16 protein-coding genes are annotated in these 17,677 nt (G+C 42.9%); 2 read left to right on the plus strand and 14 right to left on the minus strand.

The window, feature by feature from the left end; all coding sequences use genetic code 11:
• Positions 1-139: 139 nt before the first annotated feature.
• The 14 genes from hemN to greB all read right to left on the minus strand — a co-directional run bounded on the left by hemN (position 140) and on the right by greB (position 14,590).
• Positions 140-1,513: an oxygen-independent coproporphyrinogen III oxidase gene (gene hemN, locus PR800_RS08475; protein ID WP_166266009.1), complete on the minus strand. Its 1,374-nt coding sequence runs from the start codon at positions 1,511-1,513 to the stop codon at positions 140-142.
• 207 nt (positions 1,514-1,720) lie between these two features.
• Positions 1,721-2,236, minus strand: coding sequence for a Der GTPase-activating protein YihI (gene yihI / locus PR800_RS08480; RefSeq protein WP_102138823.1), 516 nt, complete (start codon positions 2,234-2,236; stop codon positions 1,721-1,723).
• 356 nt (positions 2,237-2,592) lie between these two features.
• Complete coding sequence (locus PR800_RS08485) at positions 2,593-3,927, minus strand: NCS2 family permease (RefSeq protein ID WP_102138822.1); 1,335 nt, start codon at positions 3,925-3,927, stop codon at positions 2,593-2,595.
• A gap of 185 nt (positions 3,928-4,112) precedes the next feature.
• Positions 4,113-4,865 carry an amino acid ABC transporter permease gene (locus tag PR800_RS08490; RefSeq protein ID WP_272530559.1) on the minus strand — a complete coding sequence of 251 codons (753 nt, stop codon included), beginning with the start codon at positions 4,863-4,865 and terminating at the stop codon, positions 4,113-4,115.
• Position 4,866: 1 nt separating this feature from the next.
• Positions 4,867-5,619: an amino acid ABC transporter permease gene (locus PR800_RS08495; RefSeq protein ID WP_102138820.1), complete on the minus strand. Its 753-nt coding sequence runs from the start codon at positions 5,617-5,619 to the stop codon at positions 4,867-4,869.
• Positions 5,620-5,729: 110 nt separating this feature from the next.
• Entirely contained in the window at positions 5,730-6,569 is an 840-nt protein-coding gene (locus PR800_RS08500) for an ABC transporter substrate-binding protein (RefSeq protein WP_166266021.1), read from the minus strand.
• 339 nt (positions 6,570-6,908) lie between these two features.
• The gene (phoU, locus tag PR800_RS08505; protein WP_102138818.1) at positions 6,909-7,625 is read right to left on the minus strand and encodes a phosphate signaling complex protein PhoU; all 717 of its coding nucleotides are present in this window, start codon (positions 7,623-7,625) and stop codon (positions 6,909-6,911) included.
• 13 nt (positions 7,626-7,638) lie between these two features.
• Positions 7,639-8,415, minus strand: coding sequence for a phosphate ABC transporter ATP-binding protein PstB (gene pstB, locus PR800_RS08510; protein WP_004262838.1), 777 nt, complete (start codon positions 8,413-8,415; stop codon positions 7,639-7,641).
• 38 nt (positions 8,416-8,453) lie between these two features.
• The gene (gene pstA / locus PR800_RS08515; protein WP_036958603.1) at positions 8,454-9,335 is read right to left on the minus strand and encodes a phosphate ABC transporter permease PstA; all 882 of its coding nucleotides are present in this window, start codon (positions 9,333-9,335) and stop codon (positions 8,454-8,456) included.
• A 1-nt stretch (position 9,336) separates the two neighbouring features.
• Positions 9,337-10,293 carry a phosphate ABC transporter permease PstC gene (gene pstC, locus PR800_RS08520; protein ID WP_004262847.1) on the minus strand — a complete coding sequence of 319 codons (957 nt, stop codon included), beginning with the start codon at positions 10,291-10,293 and terminating at the stop codon, positions 9,337-9,339.
• Between the two features lie 130 nt (positions 10,294-10,423).
• Positions 10,424-11,467 carry a phosphate ABC transporter substrate-binding protein PstS gene (gene pstS / locus PR800_RS08525; RefSeq protein ID WP_166266024.1) on the minus strand — a complete coding sequence of 348 codons (1,044 nt, stop codon included), beginning with the start codon at positions 11,465-11,467 and terminating at the stop codon, positions 10,424-10,426.
• Between the two features lie 473 nt (positions 11,468-11,940).
• The gene (gene envZ, locus PR800_RS08530) at positions 11,941-13,272 is read right to left on the minus strand and encodes a two-component system sensor histidine kinase EnvZ (protein ID WP_102138816.1); all 1,332 of its coding nucleotides are present in this window, start codon (positions 13,270-13,272) and stop codon (positions 11,941-11,943) included.
• A complete protein-coding gene (gene ompR, locus PR800_RS08535; protein WP_004266122.1) occupies positions 13,269-13,988 on the minus strand; it encodes an osmolarity response regulator transcription factor OmpR in 720 nt (239 codons plus the stop codon). The genes envZ and ompR overlap by 4 nt, the downstream gene beginning before the upstream one ends.
• A 116-nt stretch (positions 13,989-14,104) precedes the next feature.
• Positions 14,105-14,590 (minus strand): transcription elongation factor GreB, encoded by a 486-nt coding sequence (gene greB / locus PR800_RS08540; protein WP_102138815.1) that lies wholly within the window; start codon positions 14,588-14,590, stop codon positions 14,105-14,107.
• A gap of 183 nt (positions 14,591-14,773) precedes the next feature.
• Between greB and PR800_RS08545 the strand changes: the two genes are divergently transcribed.
• Positions 14,774-17,104 carry a Tex family protein gene (locus tag PR800_RS08545; RefSeq protein WP_272530564.1) on the plus strand — a complete coding sequence of 777 codons (2,331 nt, stop codon included), beginning with the start codon at positions 14,774-14,776 and terminating at the stop codon, positions 17,102-17,104.
• A gap of 341 nt (positions 17,105-17,445) precedes the next feature.
• Complete coding sequence (gene feoA / locus PR800_RS08550) at positions 17,446-17,676, plus strand: ferrous iron transporter A (RefSeq protein WP_004262866.1); 231 nt, start codon at positions 17,446-17,448, stop codon at positions 17,674-17,676.
• Position 17,677 lies beyond the last annotated feature (1 nt).

Below are 17,677 nucleotides of genomic sequence, written 5' to 3' on the forward strand. Positions count from 1 at the left end.
AACGAATATTTAATACTCAAAATAGTTCGTTCTGCCGCTAGGCGGCAAGAGAAGCTAAGCCCTAGGAGCATACATAAAGTATGTGACTAGGGTTAGCGAACGCAGCCAACAACGCGACAGGGCGAAATATGAAGAGTATTTAGATGACACGGGAAAACTGCCGCTGCCTCATCTGCCCACGTAAATAAACATCAAAACACATACAAATATTCCGAATAAGTAAACGCCCTTGAGGCGTAACTTTAATACCTTTGTCTGTCATTTCGACCAACCCATCTTCTGCCATTGGCTTCAATAACTCTAAATCCTCTTTAAAATAGGATTTAAAATCAATTGGATAGATTGCTTCAATTTGGGCAAAATCCAATTGGAAGTTACAGATTAAAATTTTGATGACATCACGGCGTAGGCAATCGTCATCGGTTAAAACGAGGCCACGCCACAGCGCTTGGCCTTTCTCTTCAACTTGCGCATAATAGGTTTTCAAATCTTTCTGATTTTGCGCGTAGTTATCACCTAACATACTGATTGCAGAAACGCCTAGCCCCAGCAAATCACAGTCGCCTTGAGTTGTATATCCTTGGAAATTACGGTGTAGAACCCCTTCCCGTTGTGCCACGGCAAGCTCATCTTCAGGGCGAGCAAAGTGGTCCATACCAATAAATTGATAGCCATCTCTGGTGAGGGTCGCGATTGTGTCTTGCAAAATATCGAGTTTTTGCTCTGCGCTCGGTAAGTCTTCATCTTTAATTTTACGCTGCGCTGCAAATAAATTAGGTAAGTGTGCATAATTGAACACACTTAAGCGATCTGGTGATAATTCAGCCACTTTTTTTAGGGTAAACGCAAAGCTTTCAGGGGTTTGCTTAGGTAAACCATAAATTAAATCAATACTCGTTGAGGAAAACCCCGTCTCTTTAGCCCGTTTAATTAGGGAAAAAATAAATTCTTCATCCTGTTCACGGTTAACCAGCACCTGAACCTCTTTATTAAAATCCTGAACGCCCATGCTTAGGCGGTTAAACCCTTCATGGCGCAGATGGTCTATCATATCCAGTTCAATTTCACGCGGGTCGATTTCAATCGACATTTCCACATCATCTGCAAAATTAAAGTGTTTTTTCAATAAACCAACTAAATGACTAACTTGGACTTTATCGAGATAAGTTGGAGTACCACCGCCCCAATGCATTTGAGTCACAATGCGGTTTTTTAATAAAGCGGCTCGTTGGATAATTTCTTTTTCAATTACTTTAAGGTATTCATCAGCTTTATGTTTTTGGCGTGTCACTAATTTATTACAGCCACAGAAATAACAAAGCTTATGGCAAAAAGGGATGTGGACATAGAGCGATAAAGGTCGATCGGGATAACGTTTTGTTGCTTGAACAAACGCATTCTCATCGTAGTCTTGGTTGAATTCCAAGGCTGTAGGATACGAGGTATAACGAGGCCCTGAATAATTGTATTTTTGAATGAGAGAAAGATCCCAAACAATATTTTGCTCTGACATAACATTCCTCAATTGACCAAAAGCTCAAACCATAATAACGGGTTGCACCTTATTTAATTGTTATTTGGTGAGTGTGAAAGTTTCACAACTTAAATAATATTATAAAGTATGTTAGCGAAAAGAGATTTGATACAACATCAAAGAAAAGTGAGTTAGCAGAAAAAATAGCTAAATCCCCCGCTAGCACGAGGGATCTTTTAAACGAAATTATTTACTTTTTAAGATGCGCATAATGTCATCAAGTTTTTCTTCGTCTTCTTCCTCTTCTTCTTCGCTATATTCAATACCGAGAATATTCATCAATTCATCAATGCGATCTAAACAGGTATCAACATACTGCTGCTCTTGTGCTGTGATGGTTTCGCCATCTTCCAGACGCGCTAAAATGCTATCTAAACGATCATCGCTTTCCAGCATTTCCAGCTCTTTTTCTGGCGTCAATTTTTCTTTGACAGTCGGCTGTTTTTTCTCAACCACAGGTTTCGTGGCCTGTTTTTCATCCACAATTAAAGGCACAGGCTTTTTGCTACCTAAACGAGGGTCGGTTGAACCATTTTGCCCGCCATTTTGCTTGTTAGATGCTTGTTCTACATAACGGCTACCGGATTTATGACCACGATGTTTTTTCTCGCGTTTACGCTCACGGCCTTCCGCATTAATTTCTTCTTTGGTTTTACGGTATTTTTTCTTTGGCTTAGCAGCCGGTTTTTTTGGTGCATTCATGGTCTGATACCTTGATAAAGTCAGTTTCTGCTGCGAAATCTAGCAGGATCCCATAAAGGGGGAAAGCACTAGTTTGCAATTTCAGCGGATTTTTTATCCCACCCTGCCTTCGCAACAGTACTTTATTGATTATACCTTAAATAATTTTTGTTGCATGCAAGTAACAAGACGGGAAAGCCATCTGAAGGGGGATTAATCTTCCAAGTGGTTTTATAGAGAGCCATCTTGAGAAATATTCTAAATAATTCAAGTTGTGGCTAGGCGTCAATCGAGGTTATCTCGGGGAGCATACATAAGTATGTGACCCGAGTAGCCGAGTGAAGACAACAACGCCACAGCTTGAAGTATGACGAATATTAGGCGTCGACGAGCACCATTTTTAGTAGGAACATCGCCGCCACTAAAATCACACACAGACCCAGGTCACGCCAGCGTCCGGTACCAATTTTCATTGCACAGTACGCAATAAAGCCTAGCGCAATACCTTCTGTGATTGAGAAACTAAATGGCATCATCACAGCGGTAATGAATGCGGGTACAGACTCGGTTAAGTCATCCCACTTCACGCGAGTTAAGCTTGAAGTCATCAGCACGCCCACGTAAATCAAGGCACCCGCAGTAGCATAAGCTGGAACCATGCCTGCAAGAGGTGAGATAAACATGGTCAATAGGAATAAAACACCAACGACAATCGCAGTTAAACCTGTGCGCCCACCGACAGAAACACCAGAAGAACTTTCGATATATGCAGTGACAGAAGAGGTCCCCATCGCTGAACCTGCGACAGAACTCAAGCTGTCCACATATAACGCTTGTTTCATTCGTGGGAAAGTCCCGCGTTCATTCGTAATACCCGCTTTGTCAGTCACACCTATCATGGTGCCTGATGAGTCAAACAAGTTAACTAACATAAAGGCAAAAATCACACCGGATAGCGCTAAGTCTAAAGAGCCAGAGAAATCAACTTGCCCCACAACGCTCGTGATACTCGGCGGCATTGAGAATATCCCAGAATATTTCACATCCCCTAGAGCTAGGCCAATCAATGTTGTCACTGCAATAGAAACTAATACCGCGGCATGAATATTGCGTGCGGCAAGAATAGCGATAATAAAGAAACCGAGTGCTCCCAGCCAAACATTATGGTGGGTTAAGTTACCGATAGAAACTAACGTGTCCGGATTCGCAACAATAATACCGGAGTTTTTCAGCCCCATCATGGCAATAAATAAACCGATACCGCTGGTAATACCAACGCGTAGGCTAAGAGGAATATTGGCGATAATCCAATAACGAATGCGAAATAGCGTCAGAATAAATAACCCGACAGCTCCCCAGAATACCGCGCCCATCGCGATTTCCCATGAGTACCCCATCGCTCCAACAACAACAAAAGCAAAGAAGGCATTCAGCCCCATGGCTGGCGCAACAGCAATAGGTAAATTCGCCAGTAATCCCATCAAAATACTGCCAATAGCCGCAATCAAACAGGTAGTGACAAATACCGCTTTGATATCCATTCCTGCAACTGAGAGAATTTGAGGGTTAACGAAGACAATATAGACCATCGTTAAGAAGGTAGTGAAGCCAGCAACAACCTCAGTTCTTGCTGTGGTGCCATGTTCTTGTAATTTAAAAACACGCTGAAACAAGCCCTGCGGTTGTGCCGAGCTAGAAGATTGATTACTCATTAGATATCGCGCCCAAAAAAAGTTTTTTTCGCCCTATACTACAATTAAAAATCACAAAAGAAAACGATTGCGTAAACTGTAATGGGCAAAAATGTCCTAACTAACTGATACACTTGAGTGAAATAATAAAAGAATTGATGGTAACTAATAGAAGAAGTGGCGGTTATTTCACCACCACGTTTAATTTAAGACAGTGCTAATAGTTTTTGTCGACGCCAAAACAATAAACGATGTTTCGCTGCCAGTTTCTGAGGCTGATGTTGCGCACTAAGCCTTTTCGCCACCCTATTTGCAATAATTTCTACCGCAAAGCACATCACAAAATAAATAAATGCGACGAATAAGAAAACTTCAAGAGGATAAACCATTTCACGGTTATTCACTTGTGTCGCCAAAAATGACAGCTCAGCGACCCCAACAATATAAGCCAATGAGGTATCTTTAATTAATGCCACCCACTGGTTAATAAATGACGGAACCATCATACGTAAAGCCTGTGGTAATACGATATTCCACAATACCTGCCAGCGGCTAAACCCCAAGGACATCCCGGCTTGCCACTGCCCTTTACCTATCGCTAAAATACCCGCTTTCACGGCATGAGCCAAATATGCAGAGGTAATCAATGCCAATGCACATACAACTGTCGCTATCCCAGGAATTTCCGTGCCCGATAACATCGGCAACAAGAAATAGGTCCAAAAAATCAGCATAATTACTGGAATTGCACGGAAAAAACCTAATACTGCAGCGAATAGGTTAACCCAAAAACCTCGCAGCATGGCTAATGCAATCCCCCCCAATGTACCTAATACAATAGAAGCTGCACCAGCAAGCAAGCTAATGACTAACGTCAGTGCTGCGCCTTCTAATGGGCCATCCGGGAAAGTGCCAAATAACAAATATTGCCAGTTCTGCTCAATAATCGAAAAATCCATCTTATACCCCCTGAGCCAAATTACGCTGCTGGCGCCACTGGCCCCAACCTTCCATCACTGCAATAATGGCAATATACAAAACGGTTGCCACGCCAAAGGCTGCGAAGGTTTGTAATGTCTGGCTATCTACTTGGCGAGAAACATAAGACAGTTCCGCTACACCTATTGCCATTGTTAATGATGAATTTTTCACCACATTCATATATTGGCCTAGTAGCGGAGGCATAGCGATTTTTACTGCTTGCGGTAATACCACCAGTTTCATGGCCTGCCATGAAGTTAGCCCTAATGCAAATGCCGCATATTTTTGCCCCTGACGAACACCGCGGATCCCTGCTCGAATTTCTTCAGCGATAAATGGCACGGTATACAGGGTCAAACCAATAAAGCCCGCTAAAAATTCAAATGACGGCCAACCCACTGTTATTCCAAGTAAATGGATTTCATGGGGGGTATTGAGCCACTCCATCGCAGCAGTAGGTAAAATTTCACCGGAAGCGAAGTACCAAAAGAATAACTGCACCAACAAAGGTGTATTTCTGAAAATAGAGATATAGATACTCACGGCCCAACGCACAGGAGCAATTTGGCTATCCTTTGCTGATGCAACGATAAAACCCAATACAGTGGCTGCAACAATGGTACAAATCGAGATCCAAACAGTGATCAAAAAGCCGTAGCCAAACCACTCTAGATACTGCGGCGCTAGTAAATGAGCAGACCAAAAATCACCATTTAAAAATTTTTCAAACATTGTTCACGACCTATTGCCTTCACCGCTTGTGATTAAAAACTCATCCCTTATAACCAAGAACCCCACACAGAGTGCGGGGCTTCAACTCACTGAGTACTTACTGTTACCCATTAAGACTGTGGCTGTTGCTCACTCAGTGGCGCGAATTTAAAGTCTCCGCGTGGTTGTGCTGCTTTAGTATCTGGCCCAAACCAACGGTTATAGATCACCTCGGCTTTACCGTCTTTTTCCAGTTTCAACAGTGTTTCGTTGACGTTTTCAACCAAACGAGTTTCACCTTTGCTTGCTGCCAATGCTTGGTATTCTTTTGTTAGGCTAAATGGAGAGATTTCAAAGTCTGCCTTCACTTTTTCAGGTAAATTACCTAATAAGCCAACCAATTTGGCATCATCTTGAGTAATAGCTTGGACGTTACCATTACGCAGTGCCGCGAACGCTTGCGGGGTATCGTCATAAGAAATCACTTTTGTGTCAGGGAAACGTTCACGTAAAGTGACTTCCTGCACAGTGCCTTTATCTGCGCCAATACGCAGTGGTTTGATGTCATCTGGTGTTTTTAATACGCCTTTACGGGCAATAAATTTTTGGCCTGTCGCAAAATCAGGAATAGAAAAATCAACTTGTTTTGCGCGTTCATCTGTAATGGTGAAGTTAGCACCGATTAGGTCAACTTTACCTGAAGTCAGGAGTGGAATACGGTTTGCTGGGTTAGTGGGGCGAAGCTCTAGTTTCACACCTAGGCCATTTGCTATTTCTTGTGCAATATCAATATCATAACCCGCTAATTTTTTAGTTTGTGGGTCAATAAAACCAAATGGTGGGTTACTATCAAATACCGAAATACGGATCACACCCGCTTGTTTGATATCATCTAATTTATCTGCGCTAGCGACATTCGCTGTCAGCGCTAAACCTGTAAGTAAAACAGTCGTTAGAATACGAGCTTTCATTGAACACCCCTGACGGTAAATTTTTGTAAATCGACCATCACAAGCTATCAACTATTGCTTAGCACTTGAAATAATATTAAATAATATATTTATATCAAAATGGAATATAAGACCAAACAAAAAAGGGCCACCTTGATAACAAAGTGCCCCAAACATGGTTAAACCATCAATAGACTCTTATTGAGCAAGAAGAAAGTCGGTAGAAGAACGTGTTAGAGTATTCATCGTAATAAATAGGCTATCGAATACATTAACCTCATTCATCAATACTCTAAATTGTTCGTGTTGTGGCTAGCCGAGCGAAGCTAACACCGCCACAGCACGAAATATGACGAGCATTTAATCGTCTTTAGTCAACATTTTTTCGAGACTATCTCCCCCCACATGGCGGAAATCTTGCCCCTTCACATAGTAGAAAATAAACTCACAGATATTTTGGCAACGGTCGCCGATACGCTCAATTGAACGAGCGCAGAACAGTGCTGTTAATACACTCGGGATCGTCCGTGGGTCTTCCATCATATAAGTCATCAATTGGCGCACGATGCCCTCATACTCTTGGTCAACTTTCTCATCTTCACGATAGATACGAATGGCTTCTTCGAGATCCATTCGTGCGAATGCATCTAATACGTCATGTAGCATTTGTACTGTGTGGCGGCCTAATGATTCTAAACTCACTAACAGAGGCTGATGTTGATGAGAGAATTTTTCCAATGCGGTTTGGCAAATTTTGTCCGCAACATCACCGATTCTTTCCAGCTCAGCAATGGTTTTTGAAATCGCCATAATCAGGCGCAAATCACTCGCTGTTGGTTGGCGCTTCGCGATGATTTTAACGCATTCTTCATCAATGGCCACTTCCATCATATTGACTTTATGGTCATTTTCGATAACTTCACGCGCTAGGGCTTCATCCTGATTATGCATGGCAGTAATGGCTTTGGTAAGCTGCTCTTCGACCAGTCCTCCCATCGTCATCAATTCAGTATGGATATGTTCCAGTTCAGCATTGAACTGCCCCGATATATGTTTGTTGTGATTCAGCGTATCCATCGTCGGCTCCATATCAACCGTAGCGGCCAGTAATATAATCTTCAGTTTGCTTCATTTCTGGGGTAGTAAACATTTTGTCAGTATGGTTAAACTCGACTAACTCCCCTAGATACATGAAAGCCGTATAGTCAGAACAGCGTGCTGCTTGTTGCATATTATGGGTAACAATGACCACTGTGTATTCTGACTTTAATTCACTAATTAGTTCTTCAATTCGACCGGTTGAAATTGGGTCAAGGGCAGAACAAGGCTCATCCAACAATAAAACCTCTGGGCGAATAGCAATACCACGAGCAATACAGAGACGCTGTTGCTGCCCACCCGACAAGCTATAACCACTTTGGTGTAGCTTATCTTTGGTTTCATTCCATAATGCAGCCTTTGTTAACGCCCACTGCACGCGTTCGTCCATTTCCACACGGGATAACTTTTCAAATAAACGCACACCAAATGCAATATTATCGTAGATTGACATCGGAAATGGTGTTGGTTTTTGGAATACCATACCGACTTTTGCACGTAACAGCGCGATATCTTGTTTATCAGTCAGGATATTTTGGCCATCCAGTAAAATTTCACCTTCTGCGCGCTGCTCGCCATACAGTTCATACATTTTATTGAAGGTACGCAATAGTGTCGATTTACCACAGCCTGATGGGCCGATAAACGCAGTTACTTTATTTTTTTCAATGTCTAAAGAGATATTTTTCAGTGCGTGAAACTTGCCATAATAGAAGTTGAGGTCACGGACTTTAATTTTACTGTTTGCAATATCGTTTGCATTAATCATGGTTTGCTTTTCTCTCTAAATCTTTATTTATCTGGTGCTTAGTGTTTTTTCTGTGCGAACACAACACGTGCAATGATGTTAATGAGCAGGACACATAGGGTAATTAACAGAACCCCTGCCCATGCAAGCTCTTGCCATTCAGAGAACGGGCTCATTGCAAATTTGAAGATTGTCACTGGTAAGTTGGCGATGGGTTCGCTCATATCTGTACTCCAGAACTGATTTGACAGTGAAGTAAACAGAAGCGGTGCGGTTTCCCCTGCTATACGCGCAATTGCAAGTAAGATCCCAGTGATAATCCCTGACACCGACGCTTTTAACGTAATAGATAAAATCATTTTCCATTTTGGTGTGCCAAGTGCATAAGCGGCTTCACGCAAGCTATCTGGAACTAGTTTCAACATGTTTTCAGTGGTTCGGATAACAATTGGAATTTGCAGCAATGCAAGCGCCACAACCCCAGCCCAACCCGAGAAGTGCTGCATTTGAGCAACCACAATGGTGTACACAAACAACCCGACAACGATAGATGGAGCTGATAATAAAATGTCATTAATAAAGCGGGTAACTGAAGCTAACCATGACTTACGGCCATACTCTGCTAAATAAATTCCCGCTAAAATCCCTAAAGGCGTACCAATAACTGTCGCCCATAAGATTAATAAACCACTTCCTACGATGGCATTTGCCAGCCCGCCACCTTCCGTATTCGGTGGTGGAGTCATTTCAGTAAACAGATTGAGGGACATGCCATCAATCCCTTTAGTGACAGTAGAAAACAAAATCCACACTAACCAGAACAAGCCGAAAGCCATGGTTAACATTGAAACAAATAGAGCCATTCTGTTAACTTGGCGGCGCCACGCTTGACGGCGTGCTCGTTCTTTTTCATTCACTGCGATAGGTTGAGATATCGACATATTAACGGCCCTCATTCTTCGCAAGACGCATGACCATCAACTTGGAAATTGCTAACACAATGAAAGTGATAACAAACAGGATAAGTCCAAGCTCCATCAAGGCCGAGGTATGTAAACCGCTCTCTGCTTCCGCAAACTCATTTGCGAGTGCCGAGGTGATACTGTTACCAGGCATGAACAGTGATGCGCTATCAAGTTGGTAAGTATTACCAATCACGAAAGTCACCGCCATGGTTTCACCCAGCGCACGACCAAGGCCTAACATCACACCACCAATGACCCCATTACGGGTATACGGCAACACGATATTCCAAATCACTTCCCATGTTGTACAGCCAATCCCGTAGGCTGACTCTTTCATCATCACAGGTGTTTGTTCAAATACATCGCGCATCACTGACGCAATATAAGGAATAATCATAATCGCGAGGATAATCCCCGCTGCTAAAATACCGATCCCGAATGCAGGCCCTGAAAATAATTCACCGACAATCGGCACACTCGACATCACATTACCAACTGGTTCTTGGAAATATTCGGCAAACAGGGGTGCAAAGACAAATAACCCCCACATCCCATAAACAATACTTGGGATAGCAGCAAGAAGTTCAATCGCGATACCAAGAGGACGTTTTAACCAATTAGGCGCCAGCTCTGTTAGGAATAACGCTATACCAAAACTAACGGGAACGGCGATAATCAGAGCGATTAACGATGTAACGATAGTGCCGTAAATAGGCACAAGGGCACCGAATTCTTCCGCTGGAGCATCCCACTCTTTGGTCCATAAAAACGAAAACCCAAACTTTTGCATACTTGGCCAAGATGCAAAAATAAGGGAGATAATAATGCCTCCGAGCATTAACAAAGTGATGAGCGCGGCAATCTTTACCAGTGCACTAAAAATCACATCACCTGATTTGCTGGGAGCTCTAAATGCCGTTGTTTTCTCGGCCATGCGCTTTGTTCTCATTTCATTCCTGCTCTTTTTCACAGGATTGCGTTACAACGATGAGCGGGTAAGCCCTGTTCCTCAGCACTTACCCGCCATTTCCAACCCTAAGTGCACTTAGAAAACCTAAGCTCACCTAGAATAATGCTTTACCTTGGCTATCTTTAACTTCTGTTTTCCATGCTGCACGTACTGCGGTCACGACTTCTTGAGGTAGAATTGCGTAATCTAATGCTTCCGCTTGTTTACCACCTTTATCATAAGCCCAGTTGAAGAAGTCAAGAACTGCTTTGCCTTTTTCCGCATTCGCTTGCTGCTTGTGAACTAAGATAAATGTGGTTGAAGTAATCGGCCATGCATTCGCGCCATCACGGTTTGTTAAATCTTGAGCAAAAGATTTAGACCAGTCAACTTTCTTCGCTGCTGCGCTGAAACTTTCACCCGTTGGTGAAACCGCTTCGCCATCGGCAGAGATTAATTTAGTATACGCAAGGTTGTTCTGTTTTGCGTAAGCATATTCAACATAACCGATAGAACCTGGTAGACGCTGTACGAAAGCGGCAACGCCATCATTTCCTTTACCGCCTACGCTATTTTTCGGCCAGTTAACGGTTGAACCTGCACCAACGTCTGATTTCCAGCTTGCGCTGACTTTAGCAAGGTAGCTCGTGAATACGAACGTGGTACCCGAACCGTCAGAACGTCTAACGACTGCAATAGCTTGGTCTGGCAAGCTAACATTTGGGTTCAATTTAGCAATTGCTGGGTCATTCCATTTAGTGATTTTGCCTAAATAGATGTCACCTAATGTGTTGCCATCTAACGTCAGTTGCCCTGACTCAATACCTTTTACATTGACAGCCAGTACCACACCACCGATAACAGTAGGGAATTGGAACAAGCCATCTTCTTTTAATTTTTCATCAGTCAATGGGGCATCGGATGCACCAAAATCAACTGTTCTTGCATTAATTTGTTTGACACCACCAGAAGAACCAATCCCCTGATAGTTTACTTTATTAGCTGTTTCTTTCTGATAAGAGTCTGCCCACTTCGCATAAACAGGAGCAGGAAAGGTCGCGCCAGCTCCGGTCAGGCTGGTAGCAGCAAAAGAAGACATTGCGGTCAGAGATAAAGTTGCTGCCATTACGCTTGCTAAGGTGGTACGCGTCATTTTCATAATCCCTCCGGGGATGTATAGAAACAATCAAGTATAAAATTGTTGGGTGTATGTCACGGTAGGAAAAATAGGACAATTTAGTTACGACAACATGTCGTTTTTATGACAGTTTTATGACAATTGCTGATTTTTTCACTGGAGAGAAAACAAAAACGAAGGGAAGTGAATCTTTATATTATAAAATTCAAATAGTTAAAAAATTTCAGTTTCAACATTGATACCAAAAAGAAAAATGACAGACTGTCATAAAAGCGAAAAATTTTTTATCCTGCAACCATAAAATAATACTCAAAACAATTTGTGTTGCAGCCAACAACGCTGCGGCGCAAAGTGTGAAGAGTAGAAAGATAGCTCTAAATAGTTCAAGTTGTAGGTAGGCGCCAAACGAAGATATCCCTAGGAGCATACACAAGTATGTGACTAGGGTAGTTGAGTGTAGGCAACACCCCTACAGCTTGAAATATGACGAGATATCAGTCTTCTTTTTCTTTAAGAGGGAGAAGAGCCCTAATCGCAAACCCACCACGCTCACTCTTATGGATCTCAATACTCCCTTCGTGGGCATCAACAATTCGGCGAATAATTGCCAGTCCTAGCCCTGTTCCTTTGTTGCTACGGGCTTTTTCACCTTGCACAAATGGCTGGAACAGACGATGAATATCTTCTTCTTTGATACCCGCACCGTCATCTTCGACTTGGAACCAAACTGAGTCTTCCGTTTTACCACTACTGACCTTGATCCAGCCATTACCATAGCGGTAGGCATTAACAATCATATTGGTAATCGCGCGTTTAATTGCTAATGGGTTACCATTAACAATCATTGAGCCAGGCTCAAGTGCGGTTTCAATTTCGCCTACGACGTTACTTTCTGAGTTCACTGCTTCCATCAAGATAGCGTTAAGGTCACAGAATTCCATATCCATTTCTTGACCCGTTTTCAGGTAAGACATGAATTGGCCGATGATCGCATCACACTCTTCAATATCTTTATTAATGGATTCTGCCAGGTAGCTATCTTCTGGGCTCATCATTTCTGTTGCTAAACGAATACGGGTTAAGGGGGTTCTTAGGTCATGGCTTACCCCTGCCATTAAGACAGTTCGGTCATTTTCTAAGGTTTTAATCCCTGCTGCCATGTGGTTAAAAGACCGAATAGCGGCCCTGACCTCGGTGGCACCTTTTTCCTGCATTGGGGGTAAAACAAACCCCTTACCAACTTCTCCGGCGTGGTATTCTAATTCAAGTAATGGCTTGTTTTGGTAGCGTATATACAACCATACCCCCGCAAAAATGGTGAGAAAAATCGTTAATGTATAGCGAAAAACAAGGGAGAACTGGTTTTGCCCAATTTCAGTCAGTGGAACTCGCACCCAAATATCAGGTGCAAGATAAGACGTTAACCATAGAATGGGGTACTCTCGGCCTAATTCGAGGTGAACACTTGCCTTGCCACCAATATATTCCGACATATGTTCGCTTAGGAAATCATACTCTTTTGCCCAATTCAGCCCTTCTTCCATCGCTGCTGAGTGTGCATAAAAGGTGATCCCTAATTCATTGTAGATTTTCTTACGCAACGCGGGAGATACCCGCACTGAGGTTCCATCTTGTAGGACCATTTTCTCTGTCATTAATGTTCTTACTTCGTATGCCAGCACCTTATTGAATTGTTGTAAGCTAGGCATCACAACAAAATTCAACACAACCATATAGCTGGTTACGAGGCTCGCAAACAGTAAGGCTACAAATAAAAATAACGAGCGAGAAAATGTACTACGCCTTGAGAACCTCAGTCGCTTCATGCTTTACTTCCATCAGGAACAAACACATAACCCAATCCCCAAACCGTCTGAATATAACGAGGATGTGCTGGGTCTTCTTCAACCATGCGACGCAAACGTGAGATCTGAACATCAATAGAACGTTCCATCGCACTGTATTCACGGCCTCGCGCTAAGCTCATTAGCTTGTCACGCGACAACGGTTCCCTTGGATAAGAAACCAATACTTTTAACACCGCGAATTCACCGCTAGTTAACGGCATATTTTCATCACCTTGAAACATTTCTCGCGTCCCAAGATTTAATTTGAATTTACCAAAGGTAATTATCGCATCATCTTGAGATGGCGCGCCCGGTAATTCATTAGCTTGACGACGTAATACCGCACGAATACGAGCTAGCAATTCCCGTGGATTAAAAGGTTTTGGAATATAGTCGTCCGCACCGATTTCTAAGCCAACGATACGATCCACTTCTTCGCCTTTCGCTGTCACCATAATAATTGGAATTGGGTTATTTTGACTACGTAAGCGACGACAAATTGATAAGCCATCTTCGCCCGGCAGCATTAAATCTAAGACGATCAAGTGAATAGATTCCCTCGTCAGGATTCTGTCCATCTGTTCAGCGTTTGCAGCACTTCTTACCTGAAAACCCTGCTCAGTGAGGTAGCGTTCCAGCAGCGCACGTAAACGCATATCATCATCGACGACAAGAACCTTATAACTTTCCTGCATTTTGTAGCCCTCAAGATGTGCATCTTTCAAATTATTTTTTTAATGAATGTAAGTAAAACAATATTAATGCTCACTAATTTACCACTAACATGGGATTTAATGAATCATTTTACACTTCAGACGGTTAGTGGCTTGTAGCTTATTTCTAATACAAAATAAGTCACCTGCCCTCCCGGCGTATTTACTGTTATTTCATCATCAACCTGTTTACCTATCAAGGCTCGCGCTACGGGAGAATCAATTGAAATCCATTGTTTCGTAGGGTTGAATTCATCAGCACCGACGATACGGAATATTCTGATATTTTCATTTTCATCTTCTAGTTTAACCCATGCGCCAAAAAACACACGGCCTTCTTGGCGAGGATCAGGCTCGATAATCCTTAACTGATCTAACCTTTTAGATAAAAAACGGATGCGTCTATCAATTTCACGCAACCTTTTTTTGCCGTAAATATATTCTGCATTTTCTGAGCGATCCCCTTGAGCTGCGGCCTCTGAAACAGATTGAGTTACCCGAGGGCGTTCATCCTTCCACAGGTATTTCAATTCTTTATCTAACGCATCCCAACCTTCACGTGTAATTAAAAGACTTTTAGTCATAACCTTCAAATATTAGCCAATGGAGCCCATAATTATAATATTTTATAGAACATAATCTGAGACTTTCCTACCAATAGGCTCAAATTCAGTCTGGAAATTCTCGTTACCACCAAGTATAACAGTGCAATAAATTTTTAACTGTTCTTCCAGTAGGTATTTAAACAGTAGGTATTGAAACTCGACATGAATGAAACTCTAAGCCAAATTATTGCAGCGGAACTGCAAGCCCAGCCGAAACAAGTTTTTTCTGCCATCACGCTATTAGATGAAGGAAATACTGTCCCGTTTATTGCGCGTTACCGTAAAGAGGTTACCGGTGGGTTGGACGATACTCAGCTTCGCCAGCTAGAAAGCCGTTTAGGGTACTTGCGCGAATTGAATGACCGTAAGCAAACCATCCTCAAGTCGATAGAAGAACAAGGTAAATTGACACCAGAGCTTGCCTCCGCTATCAACACAACGCTCAATAAAACCGAACTTGAAGACCTGTATCTTCCTTATAAACCAAAACGTCGCACCCGCGGGCAAATTGCTATTGAAGCAGGGCTCGAGCCTTTAGCGGATACCCTGTGGAATGACCCAAGCCAGTCACCTGATGAACTCGCAAAAACCTATATCGATGCAGATAAAGGTGTGGCGGATGTTAAAGCCGCTTTAGATGGTGCTCGCTATATCCTTATGGAGCGTTTCGCCGAAGATGCAGCTCTTTTAGCGAAAGTTCGCGACTATATCTGGAAAAATGCCCACCTTGTTTCTGTTGTTGCTGAAGGTAAGCAAGAAGAAGGGGTAAAATTTAGTGACTACTTTGAACATCACGAACCCGTTGCTCAGGTTCCTTCTCACCGAGCCCTTGCAATGTTCCGTGGTCGTAACGAAGGGATTTTACAGCTTTCATTAAACTGCGACCCTCAGTTTGATGAACCACCAAAAGAAAGTTACTGCGAAGAAATTATCACCCGCCATTTAGATATTCGTTTAAATAATGCTCCTGCTGACCAATGGCGTAAAGCCGTGATCAGCTGGACATGGCGTGTCAAAGTATTACTGCACTTAGAAACAGAAGTCATGAGCTCACTGCGCGAAAAAGCTGAAGAGGAAGCTATTAACGTGTTTGCTCGTAACCTCAGTGACTTACTGATGGCGGCTCCAGCGGGAATGCGTGCCACCATGGGCTTAGACCCTGGCTTGCGTACTGGCGTGAAAGTTGCTGTCGTGGATGCAACAGGTAAATTAATTGCAACGGATACGATTTATCCACATACCGGACAAGCCGCAAAATCGGCAACCATCGTTGCGGCACTTTGCCAAAAACATAACGTCGAATTAGTGGCCATTGGTAACGGTACAGCTTCTCGTGAAACGGAACGTTTCTTTGCTGAAGTCCAAAAACAGTACCCTGAAGTCACTGCGCAGAAAGTTATTGTCAGCGAAGCTGGCGCTTCTGTTTATTCCGCTTCTGAACTTGCGGCTTTGGAATTCCCAAGCTTAGATGTGTCTTTACGTGGTGCCGTATCTATTGCTCGTCGCCTACAAGACCCGTTGGCTGAATTAGTGAAAATTGACCCTAAATCCATTGGGGTTGGCCAATATCAGCATGATGTCAGCCAAACACAATTAGCGCGTAAACTCGATGCAGTTGTCGAAGACTGTGTAAACTCCGTTGGTGTTGACTTAAATACCGCTTCCGTTGCCTTACTGACTCGCGTTGCCGGTTTAAGCAAAATGATTGCGCAAAACGTGGTGGATTGGCGCGACCAGAATGGCCAGTTTAGTGATAGAAAACAGTTGCTCAAAGTTGCACGCCTTGGGCCAAAAGCCTTTGAACAGTGTGCGGGCTTCTTGCGTATCACCAATGGTGAAAACCCGTTAGATGCTTCTACTGTTCACCCTGAAGCTTACCCGATTGTTGAAAAAATTCTTGAGTCTGTCCGCCAGCCACTCAAAGAAATTATGGGCAACTCACAGGTGCTTAATACCTTGAGCCCACGTGACTTTACCACTGAGCAATTCGGGGTTCCAACTGTCACCGATATCATTAAAGAACTGGAAAAACCGGGTCGTGACCCACGCCCTGAGTTTAAAACTGCCACCTTTGCCGAAGGTGTAGAAACCATGAAAGACCTGACTTCTGGCATGATCTTAGAAGGTGCAGTCACCAATGTGACCAACTTCGGCGCTTTTGTGGATATTGGTGTTCACCAAGACGGTTTAGTTCATATTTCTTCACTTTCAAATAGTTATGTCGAAGACCCACACAAGGTGGTAAAAGCGGGCGACATTGTGAAAGTTAAAGTGTTAGATGTGGATATTGCACGCAAACGTATTGCATTAACGATGCGTTTAGATGAACAAGCGGGTGATTCTAACAGTGCCCCTCGCCGTGCAGCCCCTGAACAGGACAAAAATGCGCGTAAGGCGCCTCAATCAAGAGGTAACTCACGCCAAAACAACGCATCTTCAGGTAACAGCGCCATGAGTGATGCCCTTGCCGCGGCATTCGGTAAGAAACGTTAACTTTCTTTATGGGCATCGCAATGTACCTATTGTGATGCCCATTTCAATAAATAATGCTGTGATTGATTAGTTCAAACAATATATTGGGTATAATTCAGCCGTCTCCCCTTCACTGACTCCACCATTAATTTCGCTAGCGGAACACCGTAAACTCAATGCTTCGTTGATCCACATCAAGTCAAATTGACGAAAAAAGAGGCTAAATATAACAAAAGGTGGATGATTATGATTCTCATTGTTAATTAGATTTATTTTTGTTTGGCGACTTTATTACCTGAGCAATTGCACTCTTTAACAATTGTCATCGATATCATTATTAATTAAATGATTAGGAAGACACTATGGCAATACTTCCTCAATGCAGTTACAAAATACTAGGCTTCTCTCCAGAGATTAGTCCTGCATACCGACAAAAACTGCTCTCACTTGGTTTACTTCCGGGTTCTGTCTTTAAAGTGGTGCGCTTAGCGCCTTTTGGTGATCCTGTTCAAATAGAAACTCATCGTGTCAGCTTAGTGCTACGCAAAAAGGATCTTGCCCTACTCAACTTAGATGAAGCGACCACCGCTTAAG

The sequence above is a fragment of the Providencia sp. PROV205 genome, assembly GCF_028479505.1.
Classification (GTDB): Bacteria; Pseudomonadota; Gammaproteobacteria; order Enterobacterales; family Enterobacteriaceae; genus Providencia; species Providencia huaxiensis.